This is a genomic window from Gordonia iterans (assembly GCF_002993285.1).
Taxonomy (GTDB): Bacteria; Actinomycetota; Actinomycetes; order Mycobacteriales; family Mycobacteriaceae; genus Gordonia; species Gordonia iterans.
Genome location: NZ_CP027433.1, coordinates 3381359 through 3404964 on the forward strand (window position 1 = coordinate 3381359; position 23606 = coordinate 3404964).

21 protein-coding genes are annotated in these 23606 nt (G+C 68.8%); 2 read left to right on the forward strand and 19 right to left on the reverse strand.

All coding sequences use genetic code 11. From position 1 onward, the window contains the following. Positions 1-25: 25 nt before the first annotated feature. From C6V83_RS15595 to hpf, 8 genes are all read right to left on the reverse strand, one after another. Complete coding sequence (locus tag C6V83_RS15595) at positions 26-1246, reverse strand: fatty acid desaturase family protein (protein WP_105943160.1); 1221 nt, start codon at positions 1244-1246, stop codon at positions 26-28. 70 nt (positions 1247-1316) lie between these two features. Further along, positions 1317-2609, reverse strand: coding sequence for a fatty acid desaturase family protein (locus tag C6V83_RS15600; protein ID WP_105943161.1), 1293 nt, complete (start codon positions 2607-2609; stop codon positions 1317-1319). Between the two features lie 101 nt (positions 2610-2710). After that, entirely contained in the window at positions 2711-3829 is a 1119-nt protein-coding gene (locus C6V83_RS15605) for a ferredoxin reductase (protein WP_105943162.1), read from the reverse strand. Positions 3830-3939: 110 nt separating this feature from the next. After that, a complete protein-coding gene (locus tag C6V83_RS15610; RefSeq protein WP_105943163.1) occupies positions 3940-4470 on the reverse strand; it encodes a DUF6912 family protein in 531 nt (176 codons plus the stop codon). Then, a complete protein-coding gene (locus tag C6V83_RS15615; protein WP_105943164.1) occupies positions 4467-5936 on the reverse strand; it encodes a wax ester/triacylglycerol synthase domain-containing protein in 1470 nt (489 codons plus the stop codon). The genes C6V83_RS15610 and C6V83_RS15615 overlap by 4 nt, the downstream gene beginning before the upstream one ends. Before the next feature lie 115 nt (positions 5937-6051). Beyond that, the gene (locus C6V83_RS15620) at positions 6052-6489 is read right to left on the reverse strand and encodes an Rv3235 family protein (protein ID WP_234353767.1); all 438 of its coding nucleotides are present in this window, start codon (positions 6487-6489) and stop codon (positions 6052-6054) included. A 118-nt stretch (positions 6490-6607) separates the two neighbouring features. Further along, the gene (gene secA, locus C6V83_RS15625; protein ID WP_105943165.1) at positions 6608-9376 is read right to left on the reverse strand and encodes a preprotein translocase subunit SecA; all 2769 of its coding nucleotides are present in this window, start codon (positions 9374-9376) and stop codon (positions 6608-6610) included. A gap of 97 nt (positions 9377-9473) precedes the next feature. Continuing rightward, on the reverse strand, positions 9474-10211 hold the full coding sequence (gene hpf / locus C6V83_RS15630) for a ribosome hibernation-promoting factor, HPF/YfiA family (RefSeq protein ID WP_105943166.1): 738 nt from the start codon (positions 10209-10211) through the stop codon (positions 9474-9476). On the opposite strand from hpf, the gene C6V83_RS15635 reads away from it, so the two are divergent. Next, on the forward strand, positions 10201-10437 hold the full coding sequence (locus C6V83_RS15635; protein ID WP_105943167.1) for a hypothetical protein: 237 nt from the start codon (positions 10201-10203) through the stop codon (positions 10435-10437). The two genes, hpf and C6V83_RS15635, sit on opposite strands and share 11 nt — an antisense overlap. A gap of 54 nt (positions 10438-10491) precedes the next feature. On the opposite strand, the gene C6V83_RS15640 is transcribed toward C6V83_RS15635, so the two are convergent. Genes C6V83_RS15640 through mtrA form a run of 4 tightly spaced genes read right to left on the reverse strand, consistent with a single transcriptional unit; the run spans position 10492 to position 15351 of the window. Then, entirely contained in the window at positions 10492-11184 is a 693-nt protein-coding gene (locus C6V83_RS15640) for a ComF family protein (protein ID WP_105943168.1), read from the reverse strand. Between the two features lie 48 nt (positions 11185-11232). Further along, positions 11233-13014, reverse strand: a complete 1782-nt coding sequence (locus C6V83_RS15645) for an LpqB family beta-propeller domain-containing protein (RefSeq protein ID WP_105943169.1) — start codon at positions 13012-13014, stop codon at positions 11233-11235. Continuing rightward, complete coding sequence (gene mtrB, locus C6V83_RS15650; RefSeq protein WP_105943170.1) at positions 13011-14621, reverse strand: MtrAB system histidine kinase MtrB; 1611 nt, start codon at positions 14619-14621, stop codon at positions 13011-13013. Before mtrB ends, C6V83_RS15645 begins: the two co-directional genes overlap by 4 nt. Before the next feature lie 43 nt (positions 14622-14664). Then, complete coding sequence (gene mtrA, locus C6V83_RS15655) at positions 14665-15351, reverse strand: MtrAB system response regulator MtrA (RefSeq protein ID WP_105943171.1); 687 nt, start codon at positions 15349-15351, stop codon at positions 14665-14667. Positions 15352-15568: 217 nt separating this feature from the next. Between mtrA and C6V83_RS15660 the strand changes: the two genes are divergently transcribed. Beyond that, positions 15569-16219: a dTMP kinase gene (locus C6V83_RS15660; protein WP_105943172.1), complete on the forward strand. Its 651-nt coding sequence runs from the start codon at positions 15569-15571 to the stop codon at positions 16217-16219. Between the two features lie 260 nt (positions 16220-16479). Here the strand turns inward: C6V83_RS15660 and ahcY are convergent, their stop codons facing one another. From ahcY to C6V83_RS15695, 7 genes are all read right to left on the reverse strand, one after another. Continuing rightward, positions 16480-17976, reverse strand: coding sequence for an adenosylhomocysteinase (gene ahcY / locus C6V83_RS15665; protein ID WP_105943173.1), 1497 nt, complete (start codon positions 17974-17976; stop codon positions 16480-16482). Positions 17977-18090: 114 nt separating this feature from the next. Beyond that, entirely contained in the window at positions 18091-19695 is a 1605-nt protein-coding gene (locus tag C6V83_RS15670; RefSeq protein WP_105943174.1) for an amino acid permease, read from the reverse strand. Positions 19696-19896: 201 nt separating this feature from the next. Then, positions 19897-20073: a methionine/alanine import family NSS transporter small subunit gene (locus tag C6V83_RS15675; protein WP_105943175.1), complete on the reverse strand. Its 177-nt coding sequence runs from the start codon at positions 20071-20073 to the stop codon at positions 19897-19899. Then, on the reverse strand, positions 20070-21611 hold the full coding sequence (locus C6V83_RS15680) for a sodium-dependent transporter (RefSeq protein WP_105943176.1): 1542 nt from the start codon (positions 21609-21611) through the stop codon (positions 20070-20072). The genes C6V83_RS15675 and C6V83_RS15680 overlap by 4 nt, the downstream gene beginning before the upstream one ends. An 87-nt stretch (positions 21612-21698) precedes the next feature. Next, positions 21699-22667: a DUF808 domain-containing protein gene (locus C6V83_RS15685; RefSeq protein ID WP_105943177.1), complete on the reverse strand. Its 969-nt coding sequence runs from the start codon at positions 22665-22667 to the stop codon at positions 21699-21701. 171 nt (positions 22668-22838) lie between these two features. Beyond that, positions 22839-23135, reverse strand: a complete 297-nt coding sequence (locus C6V83_RS15690; protein WP_105943178.1) for a WXG100 family type VII secretion target — start codon at positions 23133-23135, stop codon at positions 22839-22841. Between the two features lie 108 nt (positions 23136-23243). Next, positions 23244-23561, reverse strand: a complete 318-nt coding sequence (locus C6V83_RS15695) for a WXG100 family type VII secretion target (RefSeq protein ID WP_105943179.1) — start codon at positions 23559-23561, stop codon at positions 23244-23246. Positions 23562-23606 lie beyond the last annotated feature (45 nt).

Below are 23606 nucleotides of genomic sequence, written 5' to 3' on the forward strand. Positions count from 1 at the left end.
CACGCGGACGAGAATCCGCGACGGATCAACGACGACGACGCCGGCCCCGCGCGATCATCCGGCGCTCCTTCAACCGGGAGAGGGCGCTGCGCAGACCGGGCGCGCGCGGCGACAGCGCGTCGAATCGTCGTTCCGAAGCGGTCTCGGGGGCATCGTCGGACGTGGCCTTGAGGAAGCGGTCCGGCAGGGCCAGCTTGTTGATGGTGCGCAGCGTCCGCAGGTACTGCACGGTGATGGTGTCGGTGTTGTAGGGCAGGTCGTACTTCTCGCACAGCTCCTGGACGCTCACCGACACCTCGGCAAGCCGGTTGCTCGGCAGGTCCGGGTACAGGTGGTGCTCGATCTGGTAGCAGAGGTTGCCGCTCATGAACGCCATCGCCGGACCGGCCTCGAAGTTGGCGGTGCCGAGCATCTGGCGCAGGTACCACTGACCCGGCGTCTCGTCCTCGAGGGTGTCGACGGTGAACTTCTCGGCGCCGTCCGGGAAGTGGCCGCAGAAGATCACCACGTAGGCCCACAGGTTCCGCACCAGGTTCGCGGTGAGGTTCGCGGTGAGCGTGTGCTTGAAATTCGGACCGGTCAGCGCCGGGAAGAGGACGTAGTCTTTGCCGAGCTGCCGCACCGTCTTGGCCGCGAAGACCTTCGCCTTGGGCAGCGCCTCCTCCATCGGCTGGGTGCCCCGGAGCGCGCCTCCGAGGTCCAGGTCGTGGAGCGCGATACCCCACTCGAAAGTCGCGGCCAGAAACAGGTTGGAGATCGGCTGAAACAGCCGCTTCGGCTCCCACGGCTCGTCCCGGGTCACCCGCAGCACCTTGTAGCCGACGTCGTGATCCATCCCGATCACGTTGGTGTACTTGTGGTGGATGTAGTTGTGCGAGTGCTTCCAGTGCGGGGACGCGCACACCATGTCCCACTCCCACGACGTGGAGTGGATCTCCGGGTCGTTCATCCAGTCCCACTGCCCGTGCATCACGTTGTGCCCGAGCTCCATGTTCTCGATGATCTTGGCCAGCGAGAGCGCCGCGGTGCCGGCCAGCCACAGCGATCGGCGATGGCTTCCGAAGAGGGCCAGCCGCCCGGCGACCTCCAGGGCTCGCTGCGCCAGGATGGTGCGGCGCAGGTAGCGCACGTCGCGCTCGCCCAGATCCGCCTCGACCCGACGGCGCAGCGCATCCAGCTCGGCGCCGAGGGCCTCGACGTCCGCATCACTGAGATGCGCGTATTCGTTGATATCTGAGATCGCCATTGTCGCTCATTATGCCCGTCTGGACCCCGGGGTGCGAGACGTCCGTCGACCGTCCGTCTCAACCCGCTGGTCAGGCCGCCGGGCGCTCCCCTTGGGACATCGGCAAGTGGGCGATGCCGCGACGACGCTCCCGCCGCCGGACCAGCGCCGACTTGAGGCCGCGGCGGCGGCCGGTGCGCGGGTCGACGGTGGGCGTCAGGTGCTCGTTCGGGTCACGCTTGAAGCGCATCTCCGAGGCGGTCTCCGGGGCGTCGTCGGCGGTGGCCCGCAGGTACTTGTCCGGCAGCGACAGCTTGGCGATGGTGCGCCAGGACTTCGCGTACTGCACCGGGAACGAGCCGGTGGTGTACGGGAGGTCGTACTCGTCGCAGATCGCCTGCACGCGCACCGCGATCTCGGCCAGCCGGTTGCTCGGCAGGTCCGGGAAGAGGTGATGCTCGATCTGATAGCTGAGGTTGCCGCTCATGAAGGCCAGCGCCGGACCGGACCGGAAGTTCGCGCTGCCGAGCATCTGCCGCAGGTACCACTGGCCGCGGGTCTCATCCTCCATGTCGCGCTTGGTGAACTTCTCCGCGCCGTCGGGGAAGTGGCCGCAGAAGATCACCGCGTTGGTCCAGATGTTGCGGATCACGTTCGCCATCACGTTGGCGGTGAACGCCTTCCGGAACCCCTTCCGCGAACGGGTCGCCCCGCCGACCAGCGTCGGGTAGACGACGTAGTCCTTGACGGCCTGCCGACCGATCTTGGCACCGGTGTCGCGCAGATCCTTCTTGAACTGGAGCTTGTCTCCTTCGGTCTTGCGCTTCTTGCCCAACTCCAGGTGCTGAGCGGCGACGCCGTACTCGAAGCCGAGCATCAGGAGGGTGTTGAACACCAGGTTGCCCAGGTAGAAGGGACGCCAACGCTGGTCGCGGGTCACGCGGATCAGGCCGTACCCCACGTCGTCGTCCATGCCGAGGACGTTGGTGTACTTGTGATGGATGAAGTTGTGCTGGTGCTTCCAGTGCGCGCTCGGCCCGGCGTTGTCCCACTCCCACGACGTCGAGTGGACCTCGGGATCGTTCATCCAGTCCCACTGCCCGTGCATCACGTTGTGTCCGAGTTCCATGTTCTCGACGATCTTGGCGACGCCGAGCGCGCCGGCGCCCGCCCACCAGAGGGACCGCCGCTGCGAGCCGAAGATCAGTGCGCGCCCGGTCAGCTCCATGCCGCGCTGGAAGCGGACGGTGTTGCGCAGGTAGCGGGCGTCCCGCTCGCCGCGATCAGCCTCGATGTCGGCGCGGATCTGATCGAGCTTGGCCGCGATCTCCTCGACGTCCTGGTCGGTCAGATGCGCGTACTCGGGGATGTCCTTGATCGCCACGAATGCTCCTCACTTACGATTCCGTAACTTACGCTAGCGTAGGTTACGAGTCCGTAGGTTGTCCACCCCCGGAGCCGCTGAACCGGACGCGGGCACTCGCCTCAGACGTCGAGGGTGCAGTCCCCGGCGGCGGCGCAGACACAGGTCTGAATCCGCTCCCCCTCGACGTGCTCGACACCGGTCCGCAGATCGCGCACGCAGCCCTTGTCGAGCATCACCACGCAGGTCTGGCAGATGCCCATCCGGCAGCCGTAGGCCATCTGTACACCGGCCTGTTCGCCGGCCTCCAGCAACGTGGTGGCGCCGTCGACCGTGATCTTCTTGTCGCGCGTACCGAAGGTCACGGTGCCACCCTGCGCACCGTGCGCGCCGCGCTCGAGGGCGAAGCGCTCGATGTGCAGGGAGTCGCCGGCCCCGGCGCCCTCGTAGGCCACGGTGAGCATGTCCAGGAAGCCGCCCGGCCCGCACGCCCACGCCTGTCGCTCCGCCCAGTCCGGGCACAGCTCGGTCAGCGCCTCCGGGGTGAGCCGGCCGCTGTCGCGGGTCAGCCACAGTTTCAGCGTCACCACGCCGTCGTCGTCGAGCGCCTGCAGCTCGTCGCGGAAGAGCACGGCGTCTTCGGCGGGCGCCGAGTGCACCAGCACTACATCCGAGCGCCGGCCGCGCCGCTTCATCGTCCGCAGCATCGACATGATCGGGGTGATCCCACTGCCCGCCGTCACCAGCAGCAACTTCTCCGGCAGGGGTTCGGGCAGCACGAACTCACCGGCCGGGGCGGCCAGCCGCACCACGGTCCCCCGCGCCAGCCCCTTCACCAGGTGCGACGAGAGGAAGCCTTCGGGAAGGGCCTTGACCGTGACGGCGACGGTCTTGTCTCCGCGCGAGGTGTCCGGATCGCTGGTCAGCGAGTAACTGCGCCACGTCCAGCGACCGCCCACCGGGATGCCGATGCCGACGTACTGCCCGGAGCGATAGTCGAAGGAGAAGCCCCAGCCCGGCTTGATGACGATGGTCGCCGAGTCCTCGGTCTCGGGCTTCACGGCCACCACTTTGCCGCGCAGCTCCCGCGCCGACCACAGCGGATTCACCAGGTGCAGGTAGTCGTCGGGCAGCAACGGGGTGGTGACCCGGGTCGCCGCGGCGCGCAGCCACGCCGCCCTCGTGCTGTTCGCCGCCGCTGCGCGCGCCGGCGCCTCGAAACGTTCCCGCCACGAACCCATCGCGGGTCTCCTCTCACGCATCGACCGCCTCGGTCCACACTACCTACGGAACCGTAACCTACGGCATCGTAGGGGAACAAAACGCGCGACGCCGCCGCGGGCGCCGTCGCTCAGAGCAGTTCCAGCAGGAAGGGCAGTTCCTGCGTCGCGTACCACCCTAAATCGTGATCCTCGGCGTCGCCCAGCGCGAGCTCGGCATCCTCGTCGCCGAGGTCGGCCGCATCGACGCAGGCGGCGGCCGTTCGCACTGCGGGTTCGGCCTCGGCACCGTCGACGTGCACGGCGACCACCTGATCCATCGCGACCGGTCCGGAAACCTTCACCACCGCGTCGTCCAGGTCCGGTCGCGGTGTCGCTTCGGGCACCTCGGCGACCACCACCACCCGACGCACCGGCAGGGCCTGCCCGCCGTCGACGACGGCGCTGGGCGTGCTCTCCAGGCCGTCCGCGGCCAGCAGCCGCAGCGACGCCCGCGCCGCCTCGCGCAACGCCACCTCCGAGAGCTCTTCGTCGTCGCCGGCCGTGTAGGCCTCCCGCAAGCCCGGAGTCAGCGCGAAACCGGTACCGCCCAGCGGCATCCACCTGCCGTCGTCGACCAGTCGCTGGACCCCGGCGAGGGTCGCGGGCAGATACACCCTCATGAATCGGCACCTCCGTCGTCGTGCGGCCGGCCCGTCGCCGGCCGCTGCGGGAAGCCGCCGGTGCGCAGCTCCTCGATCGAATCGCGCACATACCCGGCCATCGCCGGGAGATCACCGACCACGTTCCGGTCGGCCAGGAAGGCGAACTCGACGTCGTCGCGGTATTCGTTGACGCTGATCGCCAGCGCGCGCTGCCCGCTGAGCGACGGCACCGTGTACAGGGACACCACCGGGACACCGACCACGTAGCGCTCGGCGATGCGCCGCCCACCCATGCTGATCGGTACGTTGTACGAACGCTGGAAGAGGCTGTTGAACACGCGGGTCGAGAGATCGGCCAGCGGGACCACGCCCAGTTCCGGGAGCATCGGGCGCAATCCCGGGGTCAACCGGCGCGGCGACTGGGAATAGCGGTCGGCCAGTCCGGCCACCTGCATCAGGCGCACCGCCGGCGCGTCCTCGCCGACCGGCAGATCGGTGACGAACTCGGCGCGCCCCACGCAGATCCAGCCACCCTCGCCGCCGCTGTCGGCCACCGGTTCGCGGGCGCCGAGCGGCAGCACCGCGCGCACCGTCTCGCCGTGCCCGATCGAATCCTTCACCGAGAGGGTCCAGCGGCGCATGACCCCGGTGATGATGCCCAGCACGACGTCGTTGAAGCTGCACTCGAAGCGCTCGGCGATCGTCAGGCACTCCGCACGCGAGACCGACGCGAAGGTGAACAGCCGCGCCGAGGTGGCGCCGGAGTTCAGCGGGCTGTCTGGCGCGGTGTTCACCAGCTGTTGCACGGTGCTGCCCACGAAGCGCGCCGACCGGTCCGCCAGGGTCAGCAGATCCGCGATCGGACCGCTCCCCCGGAAGATCGAATCGACCAGTTCGCCGGGCCGCGCCATCGCCTCGGTGAGCGCCCCGATGGTCACGCTCCGGCGACCCGGGCGGGCTCCCGGCATCCAGAGCGCGTCCGGCAGTCGCGGTGACTCCGGGGTCTCGTCGGTGATCACCTCGCTGATCTCGCACCGATCCCCGCCGAGCAGACACCGGTGCGTCTTGGTGAGGATCGCCAGCCGACCGCCCGACAGGCCCTCGATCAGATACATCTCCCACAGCGGCCGGTCGCGGTCCAGGGGCCGCGAGATCACCCGGGCGACCAGTTCCTGCAGCTGATCGTCACCGCCCGGTTGCGGCAGCGCCGAGAGCCGGATGTGAAAAGTGATGTCGAAATCGGGGTCGTCCACCCACAGCGGACGGGCCAGCCCGAGCGTGACCTCGGTGACCACCTGGCGATAGCGGGGCAACCGCTGCAGCCGATTCTCCACCGTCGCCGTCAGCCGCGAATAGTCCAGACGCGGCTGGCCCGTCGGGGCCTGGGCCGGATCCAGAATCAGCAGGGTGCCCAGATGAGTCGTCCTGCCCGACCCGTCCAGGAAGTAGTACATCGCGTCGTCCGGCGACAATCGATTCACCATGGTGAGTCGATGATAGTTCCGGCGGCGCGCGGACGCGCAGATCGGGCCGGACTCCGCACCACCGGGCACCGCGGCGGCCACGGATGGTGCCCCAGGCGCGCGGCCGGCGCCCGGATCACAGGATCGCGAACTCGGCGATCACCCAGCGCTCGGCGCCTCGCCGGGTCCGGCGTTCCAGCCTCCCCGCGCACGCCCGCACCCGCGGCCCGCGCTCGAAGGAGCCGAAGAACTCGGCCGACGACGCCGACCGGAGTTGCACGTGCACTCGCAGCAGTCGCGCGCATTCGGCGGCCTCGGCGGCGACGCCGCGCTGCAGCATCGCACCGATCTGCGTCAGCACCGTCTCGTCGACGTCTCCGGCCAGCAGGCCGCGCGGCCGCCGTCCGTCGAGCACCTCGAGCGTGCGGGCCAGCGCGACGACCGCGCACGCCCGGGCGGCCGTGGCGGTCTGCACACCGGGCGGCGACGCGATGTCCGGCGGCGCCCCGACCGTGGGCAACGCCCCGGTGTCCGGCGGCGCCTCGGGCTGGAGTTCGAGCAGTGTCCCCCTCATGCACAGTCCGACGCAGCGGAACCCGTTTCGGTTCCACGACACGCCGGATCCGCGCGGAATCCGTCACACGTGGAGCGCGCCGGGCCGTCCCCGGCTCGGTTCAGCGCCGTCGTGCCTGCTACTTGCGGCGGCGGTTCCGGCGCTCTGCGGCACGGCGCTCCTTGCGCGAACCGACGACCGGCTCGGGGGCCGAGCGGCGACCGTCGAGCACCTCGGCCGGGGTTCCGGAGGCCAGTTCCTCGACCTGCGACAGGATCTCCGGCGTGCCGTCCTCGGACGGGCCGCTGTAGGTCAGCGGAGCGTCGGCATCCTCCGGGTCGGCGGTCAGACCGCTGCCGGCCAGCATGTCGCTCACCGAGGTGCCCAGCGACGGCTCCGGCGCGGCGGCCTGCACCTGCGCGTGGAAGAGCAGGGTGACCGTCTCCTCCTTCATGCCCTCGAGCATGCCCATGAACATGTCGTAGCCCTCACGCTGGTACTCCACGACCGGGTCGCGCTGCGCCATCGAACGCAGGTGAATGCCTTCGCGCAGGTAGTCCATCTCGTAGAGGTGGTCGCGCCACTTGCGGTCGAGCACCGACAGCAGCACCGAGCGCTCCAGCTGGCGCATGGCGTCCTCGCCGCCGATCGCCGCCAGCTCCTCCTCACGCCGCTCGTACGCCTCCAGCGCGTCGGCGACCACCAGCTCGCGCAACTCGTCGCGGCCCAGATCCTCGCGCTCGCCGAACTCGTTCTCGCTGAACACGGTCTTCGCGTCGAGGGAGATCGGATACAGGTTGCCCAGCGCGGTCCACAGCTCGTCGACGTCCCAGTCCTCGGCGTACCCCTCCACGGTGGCGCCGTCGACGTAGGCGCCGACCACGTCGGCCACCATCTGCAGGATCTGCTCGCGGTGGTTCTCGCCCTCCAGGATCTCGCGGCGCTCGGCGTAGATCACCTTGCGCTGCTCGTTCATCACCTCGTCGTACTTGAGGACGTTCTTGCGGATCTCGAAGTTCTGCTCCTCGACCTGCGTCTGTGCGCTGCGAATGGCGCGAGTGACCATCTTGGCCTCGATGGGCACGTCGTCGGGCAGGTTGAACCGCGTCATGATGGCGTCCAGCGCGGCGGCGTTGAAACGTCGCATCAGCTCGTCGCCCAGAGACAGGTAGAAGCGGGACTCGCCGGGATCGCCCTGGCGGCCCGAGCGGCCGCGCAACTGGTTGTCGATGCGGCGCGACTCGTGCCGCTCGGTGCCCAGCACGTACAGGCCGCCGGCCTCGATCACGTCCTTGGCCTCGTCGGCGGCCTGCTCGCGGGCCACCTTGATGGCATCCTCCCACGCGGCCTCGTACTCGTCGGGGGTGTTGACCGGGTCGAGGCCGGCTTTGCGCAGCCGGACGTCGGCGATCACCTCGGCGTTGCCGCCGAGCACCACGTCGGTACCGCGGCCGGCCATGTTGGTGGCGACCGTGATGGCCCCGAGGCGTCCCGCCTCGGCGATGATCTGCGCCTCCTGCTCGTGGTACTTCGCATTCAGGACCGAATGCTTGATCCCGCGCTCTTTGAGCAGCCTCGACAGGTACTCCGAGCGTTCGACGCTGGTGGTGCCGATCAGGGCGGGCTGACCCTTCTCGTGGCGCTCGGCCAGGTCGTCGACCACTGCGGCGAACTTGGCCTCTTCGGTCTTGTAGATCAGATCCGACTGATCTTTGCGGATCATCGGCTTGTTGGTCGGGATCGGCACGACGCCCAGCTTGTAGATCTGCTGGAACTCGGCGGCCTCAGTCTCGGCCGTACCGGTCATGCCCGACAGCTTCTCGTAGAGGCGGAAGTAGTTCTGCAGGGTGATCTGGGCGAGCGTCTGGTTCTCGGCCTTGATCTCGACGCCCTCCTTCGCCTCGATCGCCTGGTGCAGACCCTCGTTGAAGCGACGTCCGTCCAGGACGCGGCCGGTGAACTCGTCGACGATCAGAACCTCGCCGTTGCGGACGATGTAGTCCTTGTCCCGGTGGAAGAGCTCCTTGACCTTGATCGCGTTGTTCAGGTAGCTGACCAGCTGCGAGTTAGCCGGCTCGTACAGGTTGTCGATGCCCAAGCGGTCCTCGACCAAGGTGACGCCGGCCTCGTGCACGCCGATCGTCTTCTTCTTGATGTCCACCTCGTAGTGGGTGTCCTTCTCCAGCTTCGGCGCGATCCGGGCGAACTCGGTGTACCACTTGCTCGACGAGTCGGCGGGACCGGAGATGATCAGCGGCGTCCGCGCCTCGTCGATCAGAATCGAGTCGACCTCGTCGACCACGGCGAAGTGATGACCGCGCTGCACCAGCTCTTCGAGACTGTGCGCCATGTTGTCGCGCAGGTAGTCGAAGCCGAACTCGTTGTTGGTGCCGTAGGTGATGTCGGCCTGGTAGGCCACGCGCCGCTGGTCGGGAGTCATGCCGGTGAGGATCACGGCGGTCTGCAGCCCCAGGAAGCGGTGCACGCGGCCCATCTGCTCGGCGTCGCGCTTGGCGAGGTAGTCGTTGACCGTGACCACGTGCACGCCGTTGCCCTCGAGCGCGTTCAGATAGGCCGGCAGCACACACGTCAGGGTCTTGCCCTCACCGGTCTTCATCTCGGCGATGTTGCCGAAGTGCAGCGCCGCGCCGCCCATGATCTGAACGTGGAAGTGCTTCTGATCGAGCACCCGCCAGGCCGCCTCACGGGCCACCGCGAAGGCCTCCACCAGCAGGTGGTCCACCGTCTCGCCGTCGTCGAGCCGATCCTTGAACTCCTGCGTCTTGGCGCGGAGTTCGTCGTCGGTCAGGGCCTCGATGTCGCCTTCGAGGGCCCCGACCTGGGCAGCGATGGCGTCGAGCCTCTTGACCATCCGGCCTTCACCCAGGCGCAGCAGCTTGTTCAGCACGGTCCTACAGTCCCCATCGGTCGTGAGCAGAAAGAATCCGGCCTGCACTGTGGGTGCAGACCGGATTCCATCGTACTCGTAGGCTCAGACTCCGCCGTCAGGCCAGGCGGATGAGGCCGTAGTCGAAGGCGTGCCGCCGGTAGACGACGGACGGCTTGTCGGTCTCCTTGTCCTGGAACAAGAAGAAGTCGTGGCCGACGAGCTCCATCTCGTAGAGCGCATCGTCGACGGTCATCGGCACCGCATCGTGGTCCTTGATGCGAACCACCTGCCCGGGCTCGTACGGCTCCACGCCGTCGTCCCATCTGGCCTCGGCCTCGTCGAGGGTCTCCGGCGACGGATCGTCGACGAGCGCGCCGGGCGCGGTGGCCTCGGCGAGCGACACCGGACGGCCCGGCCCGTTCTTGCGGATCCGCTTGCGCGCATTGGCCCGGCGCAGCTGCTTCTGCAGCTTGTCGGCGACCAGTTCCGTGGCGGCGTAGAAGTTCTCACCGCTGGCCTGGGCGCGGACGACTGGTCCGTCGCACCGCGCGGTCACCTCCACCACCTGCGCCTGCTTCTGCAGCCGGCGGTTCGGTTCGTGGTAGAGGACCACCTCGAAACGGGTGATGGACGGATCGAAACGCTCCAGCCGGGCGAGCTTGTCGCCGACATAGAGGCGGAAGTGATCGGGGATCACCACGTTGCGCCCGTTGTAGACGACCTCCGCGTTCGGCTGCGCGGGTTCGGAGACCTCTTGGACATGTGCGGGCCGCTCGAAGGCCCCGCTGATCTCGGCTGCGGTGGGGGCGGGACCCTTCGGCTCCCGCTGTCCTTTGCGATGGATGACCGTCATCGACTACCTCCTCCGATCGCTCCGGCTGGGACGAGCACCCACGCCGAAGGTTATTCGCTTGCCGCACAAGGGATTTGCGCGGCTCATTCGCCAGCGAATCCCGCAGCACAGACGGGTGATCCTCACCGGGCTCGACGAACCTCAGCGCCGGGCGAAGGACCCTCACCTCCTGCACCTGATGTTCATCACTGTCCCTTCCGACGTTATCCTCTTCGCCGCGGCTTGACCACATTTCGGCAGGACAGGCGGGACCTTGGTCCGTCCCGGCCGGGACCACCGACTACGCGGTCGCAAGCACCGCGACGCCGGCCACGCCGACGCCCCGGGACCGCAGGGCCCGCACCGCCGTCGCCGCCGTCGCACCGGTGGTCAGGACGTCGTCGATCAACAGCGTCGTCACAGCGCCCGCCGGTGCGCGCAACACCCAGGGAGGCACGTCGCCCGGCACGCTCACCGCACCGCTCAGATTCGCCAGCCGCGCCCCGGCCGTCAGCCCCGCGGAGTCCCGCGTCCACCCCGCGGTCCGCAGCGCCGGGACCACCGTGACCCGCGGCCCCAGGGCGGCTGCGGCCGCCCGGGCGATCGCGGTGACCGGATCTCCGCCCCGCCGACGGGCCGCCCACGCCCGGGTCGGTGCGGGCACCAGCACCAGCCGCCGCGCCGGCGGATACGCCTCCCACCGGGCCAGCGTCACCAGACCGCGCGCCAGCACGCCGCCCAGCACCGGGACCAGATCTGTGCGCCGATGCTCCTTCACGCCCACCACGGCGCCGCGCAGCGGGCCGCGATAGCGGCCCATCCCCCACGCCGGCACCGGCAGGGCGACCCGCGGCGAGAGGACGACGGGGTCGTCGTGCACCGCCGCCGCACACCTCGCGCACCAACCGTCGCCCGGCCTACCGCAGCCGCCGCACTCGAGCGGCAGCGCCAGCTCCAGAGCCGCCGCCAGCACCTCCCGCAGTCCCCCGACCATGCGTTCATGGTGCACCCGCCCAGGCGCCGTGTCGAGGACGGTCCGCCGTCAGCCCGCCTGGGTCACCGGCACCGCGCCGTCGCCCACGTCCCCGGCCTCGGTCCAGTACTGATCGGGCGAACCCGGGGCGGTGCCGAGCTCCATCACGGTCCGGCTGTCGGCCGCGTACACCTTGGACCGGGTCGCGGCGACCGAGCGCACCGGCGGCTTCAGGTTGCCCGACACCAGTTCCACCGCCGGCTGTCCGGACACCGGTATGCGCATCACCGGAGCATCGATGCCGGCGCGCGCCAGATAGATCGTCGTCACGCCGCCCCACGCGATCGACACCACCGGAGCGTCGATCCCGTACGCCGCGACGTACGCACCGGTCAGTGCCGGAACGCCGCGGTCGTTGGTGGCCAGTGCCGCCAGCAGCACGCGGCCGCCGACCACCAGGGCGGCCCGCACCCCGTCCGGAGACACCTTGAACGACGTGATCGGGCCGTCGTCCACCTCGGCGACCTGGCTGACGTCGAGGGGCACCACCCGGGCGCCCGGTCCCTCCGCCGCAGCCGTCCACTGGATCGGGCGGCCGTCGACCAGTGCGAAGCCGGTGTCGGTCGTCGCACCGAAGCTCGGCGAAGTGATCTCCTCGCCGGAGGTCACCTCGCTCACGCCGCCGCCGTAGAGCCCCTGCAGCAGCACCTGGCGGCCGGCGCGCGCGGCCACCGCCGCGACTCGCGCCTGGTTCGCCGAGATCGCCGCCGCCACCAGGTCGTTTGCGGTGCCCAACGGCCCGCCCACCGGGGCGGTCCCGGTCGCCGTGACCCGGAGCAGCGCGTCGCGCACCACGTGCAGCGGAACATCGCCCGTGTCCGGCTCCGGGTCGAAGGCCATGACGTCGGCGGTGCGCCAGCCGTCGGCGCGCTCGGGGATCAGCGCCCCGCCGTCGGCGTTGAGGAGGTAGGTGCCGCGCACCCCGGCTCGGTCGAGCGTCCAGATCACCTGGGCGGCCAGCACCGTCCGGCTGCGGGTGTCGGCGTCGCCGAGGCCGTTGAGATTCACCGTGATCGTGTCGCCGTCGTGCACCACCGGACCCCGCAGTTCCACGTCGCGTCCCGCCGCGGTCTCCACCGCGCCGTTGAGGTCGGGCGACGGCCCGGCCAGCAGCCGCCGCACCAGTTCGGTGGGGTCGATCGCGGCACCGAACAGCCACCGCGGATCGCCGGCCAGCCGTGTCGCCGTCCGGTCCGGGTAGTAGAGCTCGGCGAGCCGGAACGTCGAGTCGAATTGGGCGGTGTCGGTGATGGTGCCCGCAGGCACGTCGCCCTCGATCCGCCACGTACCGCCCGACCGGGTCAACAGCAACGGGATCACCATCTCGCCCTCGCTCGGGGTCAGCTGGCCGATCGGGCTGAGGACGCCGATCTTCTCACCCACCATTCGCAGCCGCACCGCGCTCTCGTTGCGCTCATCGATCACCACATTCAGGTCGTTCAGCACCGTCTTGGGACCCTGGTCGTCCCAGCGCTCCGAACCGCCCGGAGTCAGGAAGCGCCGGGCGGCGCGATGCGCGTCAGCGGGATCTGCCATCGCCTTCACGAAGTTGCGGACCAGCGTCTCCGGATCGTCACCGCGCCCCGGCGACGGCACCAGGTTGGTCGGCACCGTCCGGCTGAACTCCTCGACCGGTTGCGGCGACGACGAGTCGGGGATCGCCACACAACCGGTCAGCGCCACCAGCGCGGCGATCAGCACGCCGAGCACCGCACCGCGCCTGCGCGGCCGTCCACGGGGCGCGGCGGTCGCGAACGGTCCGGGCTGCGTCGTCGGTCGGCGGATGCTCATCGGGACGATCCCCCGTTCGGGTTCAGCGGCAGCGGACTGCCGAGCAGCTTGTGGCCGCGCACCAGCGGCAGGGTGAGGCGGAAGCACGAGCCGACGCCCGGCTCGCCCGCGGCCTCCAGCCTGCCCTGGTGCAGACGCGCGTCCTCGATGCTGATCGCCAGACCCAGACCGGTGCCGCCGGATCGTCGTACCCGAGACGGATCCGAGCGCCAGAAGCGGTTGAAAACCAGCTTCTCCTCACCCGGCTTGAGACCGATGCCCCGGTCGCGCACGGTCACCGCCACAGCGTCGCCGTCCGAGCGCATCGTCAGGGTCACCGGCTCGCCTTCCCCGTGATCGATCGCGTTGGCCAGCAGATTCCGCAGAATGCGCTCGACCCGGCGCGGATCGATCTCGGCGAGCACCGGTTCCACCGGCAGGTCGACGATCAGCTCGATCCCGGCCTCGGCCGCCAGCGGCTCCACCGTGGCCAGCGCGGCCTCGATCGGGATCGCCATGTCCATGCGTTCGGCGGCGAGCTCGGCCTGCCCGGCATCGTGCCGGGAGATCTCCAGCAGTTCGGTGAGCAGTGTCTCGAAGCGATCGAGCTCCTTGTCCAGGAGCTCGACGCTGCGGCGCTGGAGCGGGTCGAACTCGTCTCGGCCCTCGTAGAGCATGTCCGCGGCCATCCGCACGGTCGTGAGCGGCGTGCGCAGTTCGTGCGAGACATCGGAGGTGAACTGCCGCTGCAGGCCGCCGAACTCTTCCAGGTGCGTGATCTGCTTGGAGAGACTCTCGGCCATGTCGTTGAAGGAGACCGCGAGCATGGCGAACTCGTCCTCGCCGCGCACCGGCATCCGCTCGCTGAGGCGGCCGTCGGCGAAGCGCACCGCGATCCGCGAGGCCGAGCGCAGCGGACCGACCACCTGCCGGGCGACCAGCCAGGCGATCGCCGCGAGCAGACCGAGCAGCACCAGGCCGCCCACCATCAGCGTCGACCGCACCAGCGACACGGTGTTCTGCTCGCTCCCCATCGGGAAGATCATGTACAGCTCCAGGTCGGGGATCCCCGCCTCGACCGGGGTCCCGACCACCAGCGCAGGCACGCGCTCGCCCCCGCGCTGGACCGTCGAATACTGGTAGGCCACCTGACCGCGGCCGACCATCTCGCGCAACTGCTCGGACACCTCGGCGACCGGGCCCGCCGAAGCGAGCGGCTCGCCGGTGCGGGTTGCGGGTACCAGCAGCACGGTGTCGTAGGCGCCGGCACTCGACGTCGTCTGTGCGGCGTCGGTGTCCTGATCGATGAGCAGCGCCCGGGCCCGGGTGAGTCGGGTGGCCGTCGACGTGTTGGAGTTCGACGACGTCAGGACCCGTTCGACCAGCGCGCGCGAGCGCTCCAGCTGTCCCAGTGCCAGCGCCTGCTTGTCCTCCAGCAGCCGTCCGGTGATCTGGCTGATCAACAGGAACCCGACGATCAGCAGCACGACGAACGAGAGCAGCAGCGTCGAGACGACGACGCGCAGTTGCAGGGAACGGCTCCAGACTGCGGCGAACGCGTGGCCGACGCCGGCGGCGGCGCGCTGAACGGACGCGAGGGAGCGGTTGACTCTCCGTCGATTGATCACGGTGTATCGATACTACGTGTGCGCGCGAGGTCGCCGGTCGGGATTACGGGGGCCCGGCCTTGTAGCCGACGCCGCGCACGGTGAGCACGATCTCCGGGTTCTCCGGATCGGTCTCCACCTTGGCGCGCAGACGCTGCACGTGGACGTTCACCAGGCGGGTGTCCGCCGGGTGCCGGTAGCCCCACACCTGCTCCAGCAGCACGTCGCGGGTGAACACCTGGCGCGGCTTGCGCGCGAGCGCCACCAGCAGGTCGAACTCCAGCGGCGTGAGCGAGATCGGAATGCCGTCTCGGGTCACCTTGTGGGCGGGCACGTCGATCTCCACCGGTCCGATCGACAGCAGTTCCGCGGGCTCGTCGCCCTGTCGGCGCAGTCGCGCGCGGATCCGCGCGACGAGCTCCTTGTGCTTGAAGGGCTTCACCATGTAGTCGTCGGCGCCCGACTCCAAGCCGAGGACCACGTCGACGGTGTCGGACTTGGCGGTGAGCATCACGATCGGCACGCCGGATTCGCCGCGGATGGCGCGGCACACGTCGATGCCGTTCATGCCGGGCAGCATCAGGTCGAGCAGGACCAGGTCGGGCCGCACTTCGCGCACGGCGGGGAGCGCCTGGGTGCCGTCGCCCACCACGAAGGGCTCGAAGCCCTCGTTGCGCAACGCGATGGTGAGCATCTCGGCGAGCGAGGCATCATCGTCGACGACCAGGATCCGGGGCTTCATAGCGACCATCGTGGCACCTTCTGGGCCTGATCTCCCGGACGACGCGCCGGGGCCACCGGGTGATCCGTCCTCTTGCCCCCGCACGACGGCGCCTGGTCGAGCGAAGTCGAGACCCCGCCCCGGCCGAGCACAACCCCACGCTGGTCGAGCGAAGTCGAGACCCCGCCCCGGCCGAGCACAACCCCACGCTGGTCGAGCGAAGTCGAGACCACCTACGATCACCGCCATGGGAATCCTCGTGGCGATCGAAGGCCTGGACGGCGCCGGAAAGAACACGATCGTCCAGCGCATCGCGGCCGAGGCCGCGGCCCGCGGAGTCTCGCTCACCACGATGGCGTTCCCCGCATACGGCCGGTCGATTCACGCCGATCTCGCCGCGGAGGCGCTCCACGGAGAGCACGGCGACGTCGCCCGAAGCGCCTATGCGATGGCGCTCCTGTTCGCCCTGGACCGGCGCGATGTCCGAGACGCCCTGGTGCGCGCCCTCGCCGAGCACGACGTCGTCCTGTGCGACCGCTACGTGGCGTCCAACGCCGCCTACAGTGCCGCGCGCCTGGGTCAGCGGCACGACGGCGAGGTGGTCACCTGGGTCCGCGATCTGGAGTTCGGCCGCTTCGCCCTCCCCCGGCCGAATCATCAACTGCTGCTGGGAGTTCCGCCCGAGGTGGCGATGGGACGTGCAGAAGGTCGCGCGGCCGCCGATGCGTCGCGGGCCAAGGACGCCTACGAGCGCGACGCGGACCTGCAGACGAGGGTGTACCGCTCGTACTCGGATCTCGCGGCGAATTCGTGGATCTCGGACTGGACCGTCGCCGACGGCGACGAGGCCGTCGCGAAGGTCCTGTCCCTGATCGCGTTTCGACACGGACTCGGCTAGCGCCTCGCCCGGCTCAACGACCGAAGACAAGGCGTTTCGACACGGACTCAGCTAGCGCCTCGCCCGGCTTAACGAGCGAAGCAGCGCCACCCCACGGGCATCCCGGTCAAGCGCGCTGAGCACACCGCCACTCAGACTGGGAGTCCCATGCCGGGCACTTGTTTGCGAAGCCTCCGCAGAATCTGGAGGCTGTGCGCCATCTCGAGACAGGCCGAGGACTACTGAGCGAACGAGCGCCCGGCATGGGGCGGCCGAACAGATCAGTAGCGGTAGTGCTCAGGCTTGAACGGCCCTTCGACGTCCACCCCGATGTATTCCGCCTGCTCCTTGGTGAGCTTGGTGAGCGAGCCGCCGAGCGCTTCGACGTGGATGCGCGCGACCTTCTCGTCGAGGTGCTTGGGGAGGCGGTAGACCTCGTTGTCGTACTCGTCGTTCTTGGTCCACAGTTCGATCTGCGCGATCACCTGGTTGGAGAAGCTGTTGCTCATCACGAACGACGGGTGACCGGTGGCGTTGCCGAGGTTCAGCAGACGGCCCTCCGAGAGCACGATGATGCTGTGACCGTCGGGGAACACCCACTGGTCTACCTGCGGCTTGATGTTGATCCGGGTCATGCCGTCGGCGGACTCCAGCCCGGCCATGTCGATCTCGTTGTCGAAGTGACCGATGTTGCCCAGGATGGCCTGGTTCTTCATCTTCTCCATGTGCTCGAAGAGGATGATGTCCTTGTTGCCGGTCGAGGTGATGACGATGTCGGCGTCGCCGATGGCGTCCTCGACCGTGACGACGTCGAAACCGTCCATCAGCGCCTGGAGCGCGTTGATCGGATCGATCTCGGTCACCTGGACGCGGGCGCCCTGGCCGGCGAGCGATTCGGCGCAGCCCTTGCCGACGTCGCCGTAACCGCAGACGAGGGCCTTCTTGCCGCCGATGAGGACGTCGGTGCCGCGGTTGATGCCGTCGATCAGCGAGTGGCGAGTGCCGTACTTGTTGTCGAACTTGCTCTTGGTGACCGAGTCGTTGACGTTGATGGCCGGGAAGGCGAGGTCGCCGGCGGCGGCGAACTGGTACAGGCGCAGCACACCGGTGGTGGTCTCCTCGGTGACGCCCTGCACGGACTCGGCGATTCGGCTCCACTTGCCGGCGTCCTCGGCGAGCGACTTGCGCAGCAGCGACAGGAAGACCTTGTACTCGGCGGAGTAGTCGTCGTCGGTCGGCGGCACCACGCCGGCCTTCTCGAACTCGGCGCCGCGCAACACCAGCATGGTGGCGTCGCCGCCGTCGTCGAGGATCATGTTGGCGGGTCCGTCGGCGACCTTCACCCCGCCGGCAGCGCTCCCGGCGGTGGGCCAGGTGAGCATCTGGTCGGCACACCACCAGTACTCCTCCAGGCTCTCGCCCTTCCAGGCGAAGACCGGAACGCCCTGGGGCTCCTCCGGGGTTCCGTTCGGGCCGACGACGACGGCCGCGGCGGCCTCGTCCTGCGTGGAGAAGATGTTGCACGACGCCCAGCGCACCTGCGCGCCCAGCGCGACGAGGGTCTCGATCAGCACCGCGGTCTGCACGGTCATGTGCAGCGAGCCGGAGATCCTGGCGCCCTTGAGCGGCTGGACGTCGTGGTACTCGCGACGGAGGTCCATCAGGCCGGGCATCTCGTGCTCGGCGAGGCGGATCTCTTTGCGGCCGTACTCGGCGAGTCCCAGGTCGGCGACCTTGTAGTCGATGCCGTTGCGGACGTCTGCGGTCAGGGCAGTCATCTATCCCTCTCGAAAGGTTCACGTCAGATCCGCGCGCCGTGCGACGCCCGGACGGTTGCTCAGACCAAGGCTAGCCTGTGCCGCGAACGCCGGGCGCACCGAGCGTCGGGCGCCTCACCTCGACGACGGCGGCGGATCGTCGTCGCCCGCTTCCGCTCGGACCTGCGGCACCCGCGGACCGGCTAGATCGAGGGCGTCGAGCAGGGGCGGCGTCTCGCCGCGCTCCCGCATGCCGAGCACCGAGTGGCGCATGCCGTACACAAGGTAGACCACCACGCCGAGAGCCATCCAGATGAGGAAGCGGATCCAGGTGAGCGCACTGAGGTTGATCATCAGCCAGAGGCAGGCGGCGACGGCGAGCACCGGGACCAGCGGGACCAGCGGGACGCGGAATCCGCGTGTGAGATCGGGCCGGGTCTTGCGCAACACGATCACACCGATGCACACCAGCACGAAGGCGAACAGAGTGCCGATGTTGACCATCTCCTCCAGCTCGCCCATGGGGAGGAAGCCGGCGAGAAACGCCGAGACGAAACCGACGAGCACGGTGATCCGCACCGGGGTGCCGCGACTCCCGGTCTTGGCCAGGCCGCGTGGGAACAGCCCGTCACGCGACATCGCGAAGCCGACGCGAGTCTGACCGAGCAGCATCACCATCACCACCGTGGTGAGACCGGACAGCGCACCGATCACGATCAGCCATTGCGCCCAAGCGATTCCGTGCAGGCCGAAGGCCGTCGCGAGCGTCGCGTTGTCGCCCCGGAGCTCGGTGTAGCTGACCATCCCGGTGAGGACCAGGGTGACCGCCACATACAGCACGGTGACGATGGCGAGCGAACCCAGGATGCCGCGCGGCAGGTCTTTCTGTGGGTCGCGGGCCTCCTCTGCGGTCGTCGCGACGATGTCGAACCCGATGAACGCGAAGAACACCAGCGACGCCGCGGCCAGCAGTCCGTACCAGCCGTAGGTCGACCCGCCGGCCCCGGTCATCAGCGAGAACAACGTCTGGTGCAGGCCCGAGGCGCCGTCGGACGCGGCGTCCTCGGCGGGCGGGATGTACGGCGAATAGTTCTTGGGCGAGATGTAGAACGCGCCGACCACGATCACCAGCAGCACCACCGCCACCTTGACCGCGGTGATCACCAGCGACACCATCGACGACAGTTTGGTGCCGAGCGCGAGCAGCAGGGTGAGCACCGAGATGAGGAGCACCGCGCCCCAGTCGAAGCCGCCGAAGGCGCCGCCGGGATCGCCCCAGGCGATTACCGTGTACGACGTCTCCGAGGGATCGGCGCCGGTGATCAGGCAGAGGAACTCGTTGAGGTAGTGCGACCAGCCCTTGGAGACCACGGAGGCGGCCAGCGCGAATTCGAGGATCAGGTCCCACCCGATGATCCAGGCGACGAACTCGCCGAAGGTCGCGTACGAGAACGTGTACGCGCTGCCGGCGACCGGCACCGTCGAGGCGAACTCGGCGTAGCAGAGGGCCGCGAGTCCGCAGGCGATCGCGGCGAGGACGAAGGCCAGCGAGACCGAGGGGCCGGCGACGTTGCCCGCCGTGCGGGCGGTGAGGGTGAAGATCCCGGCGCCGACCACCACGGCGACGCCGAACACCGTCAGGTCCCACCAGGTGAGGTCCTTCCGGAGCCGGGTCCCGGGTTCGTCCGTGTCGGCGACCGACTGTTCGACCGACTTGACTCGCAAGAACGGGTTGCCCACGCGCGGCACCTTTCGTTCGGATCAGACTGGTTCGGATCGGGCGTCTGCCGACTTCACGACTCGCCAAAAATAGCCGACGCCGCAGCGCGTACGACGGCGGTTCGGACGATCCGGTCCGGTGTGCGCGGTCCGGTCGCGGGTCCGTCTCCGGGGCAGTCCGGCAACGAGTACGCGTGCCTTCGTGTCGCCGGGCCGCGGGAGTCAGGTGTCGCGCGTCGGGTGCGGCTGCTGTTCGCGGGCCTCGTCCTGGGCCAGGAGGTCACTGGGTTCCACCAGCCCGGTCTCCGGCCGGGCCCGCAAGAACATGATCACGGCCCCCAGACCGCCCCACAGCAGCACCATAGCGATGATCATCACGACGACGGCAGCAGCGCTCATCGCTCGTCTCCTTTCAGCGGCGGCCAGGGTTGGAAGGACTCGTCGCGGCCGTTCCAGCTGAGGACGGTCATCACGATCGCGAACACCACGGCGAGGACGATGGTGCCCCAGCCGAAGGTGTTGACGTACCAGTCCGGGTAGCCCTCGTAGCCGTCTTTCACCAGACCCATCACCTTGTCGATCAACATCACCAGGAGCGCGAGCGGCGCGAACACCCCGATCAGGACCAGCCAGGTGTTGCCGAGCTTGAACGTCGACACCGCGTTCAGGTGATCGCGGAGCAGCGGCCCCCGCCGCGCGATCCACACCACCGTCACGCACATGATGATCGCCGAACCGACCACACCGATGTTGTTGGCGAACTGGTCGACGGTGTCCAGCGCGATCAGGCCGGTGGTGGTGGCGAACAGTCCGAAGGAGACCAGGGCGCTCACGATGCCGACGCCGACCGCGGCGGTGCGCTGGGAGAGCCCGAACTTCTCCTGCATGCCCACCGACACACCGACCACCAGCGACACCAGCGACGTGAAGCCCGCGATCACCAGCGAACCGAAGAACACCGCTCCGAAGAACCAGCTGCCCGGCATCTCTGAGACGATCTTCGGGAAGGTGATGAACGAGAGCGTGGGCCCGGTGATCCCCTCCAGCTCGGCGAACCGGATGTTGCTCTGGTGCGCGAGGAACCCGAGCGCGGAGAAGACCCCGATGCCGGCCAGCAACTCGAACGACGAGTTCGCGAACCCGACGACCAGGCCCGAGCTGGTCATGTTGGCTTTGCGCCGCTGGAACGAGGCGTACGCGATCATGATGCCGAAGGCGATCGACATCGAGAAGAAGATCTGGCTGTACGCCGCGATCCAGACCGAGAGGTTGGTCAGCTCACTCCACTGGGGTGTGAACAGCTCGTTGAGCCCGTCGGTCGCACCGGGCAGCGTGACGGCACGGATCACCAGCGCGCCGAAGCCGAGGACCAGCAGCGGTATGCCGATCACGTTGACCTTCTCGATGCCCTTGGCGATGCCGAGCGCCAGCACGACGATGATCAGCACCCAGACGATCACCAGCGGCAGGGCGACGCCCGACACCAGCTGCGCCGACACCCCCGGCTCACCGACCTGCAGATAGTCGCTGAGGAAGAAGGTCTGTGTGTCGTCACCCCACTTGGTGCCGAACGAGAAGTAGAAGTAGCTCATCGCCCAGGCGATCACCACGGCGTAGTAGACGGAGATGATGAACAGCAGTGCGGTCTGGAACCATCCGATCACCTCGGCCTTGCGCCACAGCCGGCGCAGCGCGAGTGCTGCGGCCGCACGATAACGGTGTCCGATCGCGTAGTCGAGGAACAGGATGGGGAAGCCCGCGGTGAACAGTGCGATCAGATACGGAATCAGGAAGGCCCCGCCGCCGCTCTCGTAGGCGACGCCGGGGAATCGCCAGATGTTGCCGAGCCCGACCGCCGACCCGATCGCGGCGAGGATGAAGCCGCGATTGGACGTCCAGGTCTGTCGCTCCGGGTTCGCCGCCGCCGTATCCGTCATCAACCGTCCCTCTCGTCAAGGTTCACCGACCGTAGCGCATCGAAGCCGTGCCGCGGTGACGAAACCCGGTGAAGAAGGACGCGGCGGTCAGGACGCCGGCTCGGGGTCGGAGTGGTCGGCGCCCGCGGGTTTGTGCGGCCTGACCTGGTGCACGATCGCCACCACCACCGAACCCACCAGGAAACCGAGCACCGCCGAGAAGAAGGTGTTGACCAGCCAGCCGACGAAGCCGCCGGCGACCGGCGACGCATCGGCGGCGGCGACCTCGAGGTGGTGGACGAGGTCGTAGAGCCAGTGCCAGCCGAGGTCGTGGACGCCGCCGAGAAGGATGTGCCCGCCCACCCAGAGCATGGCCACGACGCCGACGTACGAGAGCGCCGTCATGAGCATCGGCATCGCGCTCACCAGCGAGCGGCCGACGCGCCGGCTCACCGCGCTGTTCCGCCGGGCCATCGCCAGCCCGACGTCGTCCATCTTCACGATCACCGCGACGACGCCGTAGACCAGCGCCGTGATGACCACGGCGACGACGATCAGCGCGCCCAGGCGCATCCAGAGCCCTTCGGAGGCGACCTCGCTCAGGGCGATCACCATGATCTCCGCGGACAGGATGAAGTCTGTGCGGACGGCGCCGCCGACCAGCTTCTTCTCCTGGTCGCCGCCCACCTGCGCGGCAGGCGCCTCCGCGTGCGCGCCGTGGCCGGTCAGCTTCTCCCAGATCTTCTCCGCGCCCTCGAAAGCCAGGTAGGTGCCGCCCAGCATGAGCAACGGAGTCAGTGCCCACGACGCGAACTCGCTGAGCAGCATGATCGCCGGAAGGATGAAGACCAGCTTGTTGCGGATCGACCCGCGCGCGATCTTGGCGATGATCGGCAGTTCCCGCGCGGGCTCGATGCCCTGCACGTACCGCGGGGTCACCGCCGCGTCGTCGACGACGACGCCCACCGCCTTGGTACTGGCCCTTCCCGCCGCCGCGCCGATGTCGTCGATCGATGCCGCCGTAAGTCTCGCCAGCGCCGCGACGTCGTCGAGCAGCGCCGCCAACCCTCCTGCCATGGGTCAAGCCTTTCCTCGTGCAGCGGTCGTGTGCTGGCCAGAATAGTGGCGCGAGAGCACGAACGTCCGGGCGGACCGGCGGCGTCGCCACCGCAGGTCCGCCCGGCACGCACAAGAACGCGGACGACCGGAACGCCCGACACGGCCCGGACAGGCGGTCGCCGGACGCGCTCAGGTGGCGAACGACTTGCCCACGCGCACGTCGGTCTCGTGCATGCGCGAGCTCGCCTTGGCCACCCCGGCGCCCAAGCCGTTCAGCCGCAGGCGGGCGTCGGTGAAGATCCGGTCCCAGTCGGCTTGCGCCAGCTGGTAATCCGCGGCGCCGCCGGATTCCCAGTTGGCCGCGAGCATGTTCACCTGCCGCTTGAGCTGGCCGGACAGTTCTTCCAGTCGCCCGAACTGATTCTTCAGGTCACCGGCCAGCGTGCCCAGATTCGCGAAGTTGTAGCGGATGGTTCCACCACTCATGATTCCCCCGTTGTGGTTGTGGTTGTGGTTCTTGTCGTCGTTGTGGCTGTGGTCGTCGCTGCGGTTGTGGTCAGACGCCGAGCGACGTCTCGCCGCGCGGCGTGCGGCCTACAGGTCGAGGCCGCCCGCCGAGTTGACGATCACGGTCGCGGCCGTGCCGTCGGCGTCGTCGTATCCGCGGAAACCGGACGTGAGCTTTCCCTCGATCACGTTGAGGGCCTGCTCCAGCCGCACCGCCGTCGCGTGCCAGTCGGTGTGCGTCCCGTCGAACGACTTGGCCGCGTTGCCCTGCCAGTCGGTCAGGCCGCTGGCCGCCGACGCCTTGATCTTCCCGATCACCGCGCGCATGTCGCCCACGATCCCCTTGATGCTCGACGTGGCCGCCTGGCCGGCCGCCACGTCGAGGTTCAGTCCCCCTCCGGACATGTCACTCTCCTTACTTCCTCTTCTGCCTTCTTCTCTTCTGCGCCG

What these genes read in the sequence shown, in the direction of transcription:
- mtrA (WP_105943171.1), bottom strand. Translation starts at nt 15,351, where the DNA reads ATGGTCGCTATGAAGCCCCGGATCCTGGTCGTCGACGATGATGCCTCG.
- C6V83_RS15660 (WP_105943172.1), top strand. Translation starts at nt 15,569, where the DNA reads ATGGGAATCCTCGTGGCGATCGAAGGCCTGGACGGCGCCGGAAAGAAC.
- C6V83_RS15675 (WP_105943175.1), bottom strand. Translation starts at nt 20,073, where the DNA reads ATGAGCGCTGCTGCCGTCGTCGTGATGATCATCGCTATGGTGCTGCTG.
- C6V83_RS15595 (WP_105943160.1), bottom strand. Translation starts at nt 1,246, where the DNA reads ATGGCGATCTCAGATATCAACGAATACGCGCATCTCAGTGATGCGGAC.
- C6V83_RS15610 (WP_105943163.1), bottom strand. Translation starts at nt 4,470, where the DNA reads ATGAGGGTGTATCTGCCCGCGACCCTCGCCGGGGTCCAGCGACTGGTC.
- hpf (WP_105943166.1), bottom strand. Translation starts at nt 10,211, where the DNA reads ATGACGGTCATCCATCGCAAAGGACAGCGGGAGCCGAAGGGTCCCGCC.
- C6V83_RS15605 (WP_105943162.1), bottom strand. Translation starts at nt 3,829, where the DNA reads ATGGGTTCGTGGCGGGAACGTTTCGAGGCGCCGGCGCGCGCAGCGGCG.
- C6V83_RS15640 (WP_105943168.1), bottom strand. Translation starts at nt 11,184, where the DNA reads ATGGTCGGGGGACTGCGGGAGGTGCTGGCGGCGGCTCTGGAGCTGGCG.
- C6V83_RS15695 (WP_105943179.1), bottom strand. Translation starts at nt 23,561, where the DNA reads ATGTCCGGAGGGGGACTGAACCTCGACGTGGCGGCCGGCCAGGCGGCC.
- C6V83_RS15635 (WP_105943167.1), top strand. Translation starts at nt 10,201, where the DNA reads ATGACCGTCATCGACTACCTCCTCCGATCGCTCCGGCTGGGACGAGCA.
- C6V83_RS15645 (WP_105943169.1), bottom strand. Translation starts at nt 13,014, where the DNA reads ATGAGCATCCGCCGACCGACGACGCAGCCCGGACCGTTCGCGACCGCC.
- ahcY (WP_105943173.1), bottom strand. Translation starts at nt 17,976, where the DNA reads ATGACTGCCCTGACCGCAGACGTCCGCAACGGCATCGACTACAAGGTC.
- C6V83_RS15685 (WP_105943177.1), bottom strand. Translation starts at nt 22,667, where the DNA reads ATGGCAGGAGGGTTGGCGGCGCTGCTCGACGACGTCGCGGCGCTGGCG.
- C6V83_RS15620 (WP_234353767.1), bottom strand. Translation starts at nt 6,489, where the DNA reads ATGAGGGGGACACTGCTCGAACTCCAGCCCGAGGCGCCGCCGGACACC.
- C6V83_RS15690 (WP_105943178.1), bottom strand. Translation starts at nt 23,135, where the DNA reads ATGAGTGGTGGAACCATCCGCTACAACTTCGCGAATCTGGGCACGCTG.
- C6V83_RS15615 (WP_105943164.1), bottom strand. Translation starts at nt 5,936, where the DNA reads ATGGTGAATCGATTGTCGCCGGACGACGCGATGTACTACTTCCTGGAC.
- C6V83_RS15680 (WP_105943176.1), bottom strand. Translation starts at nt 21,611, where the DNA reads ATGACGGATACGGCGGCGGCGAACCCGGAGCGACAGACCTGGACGTCC.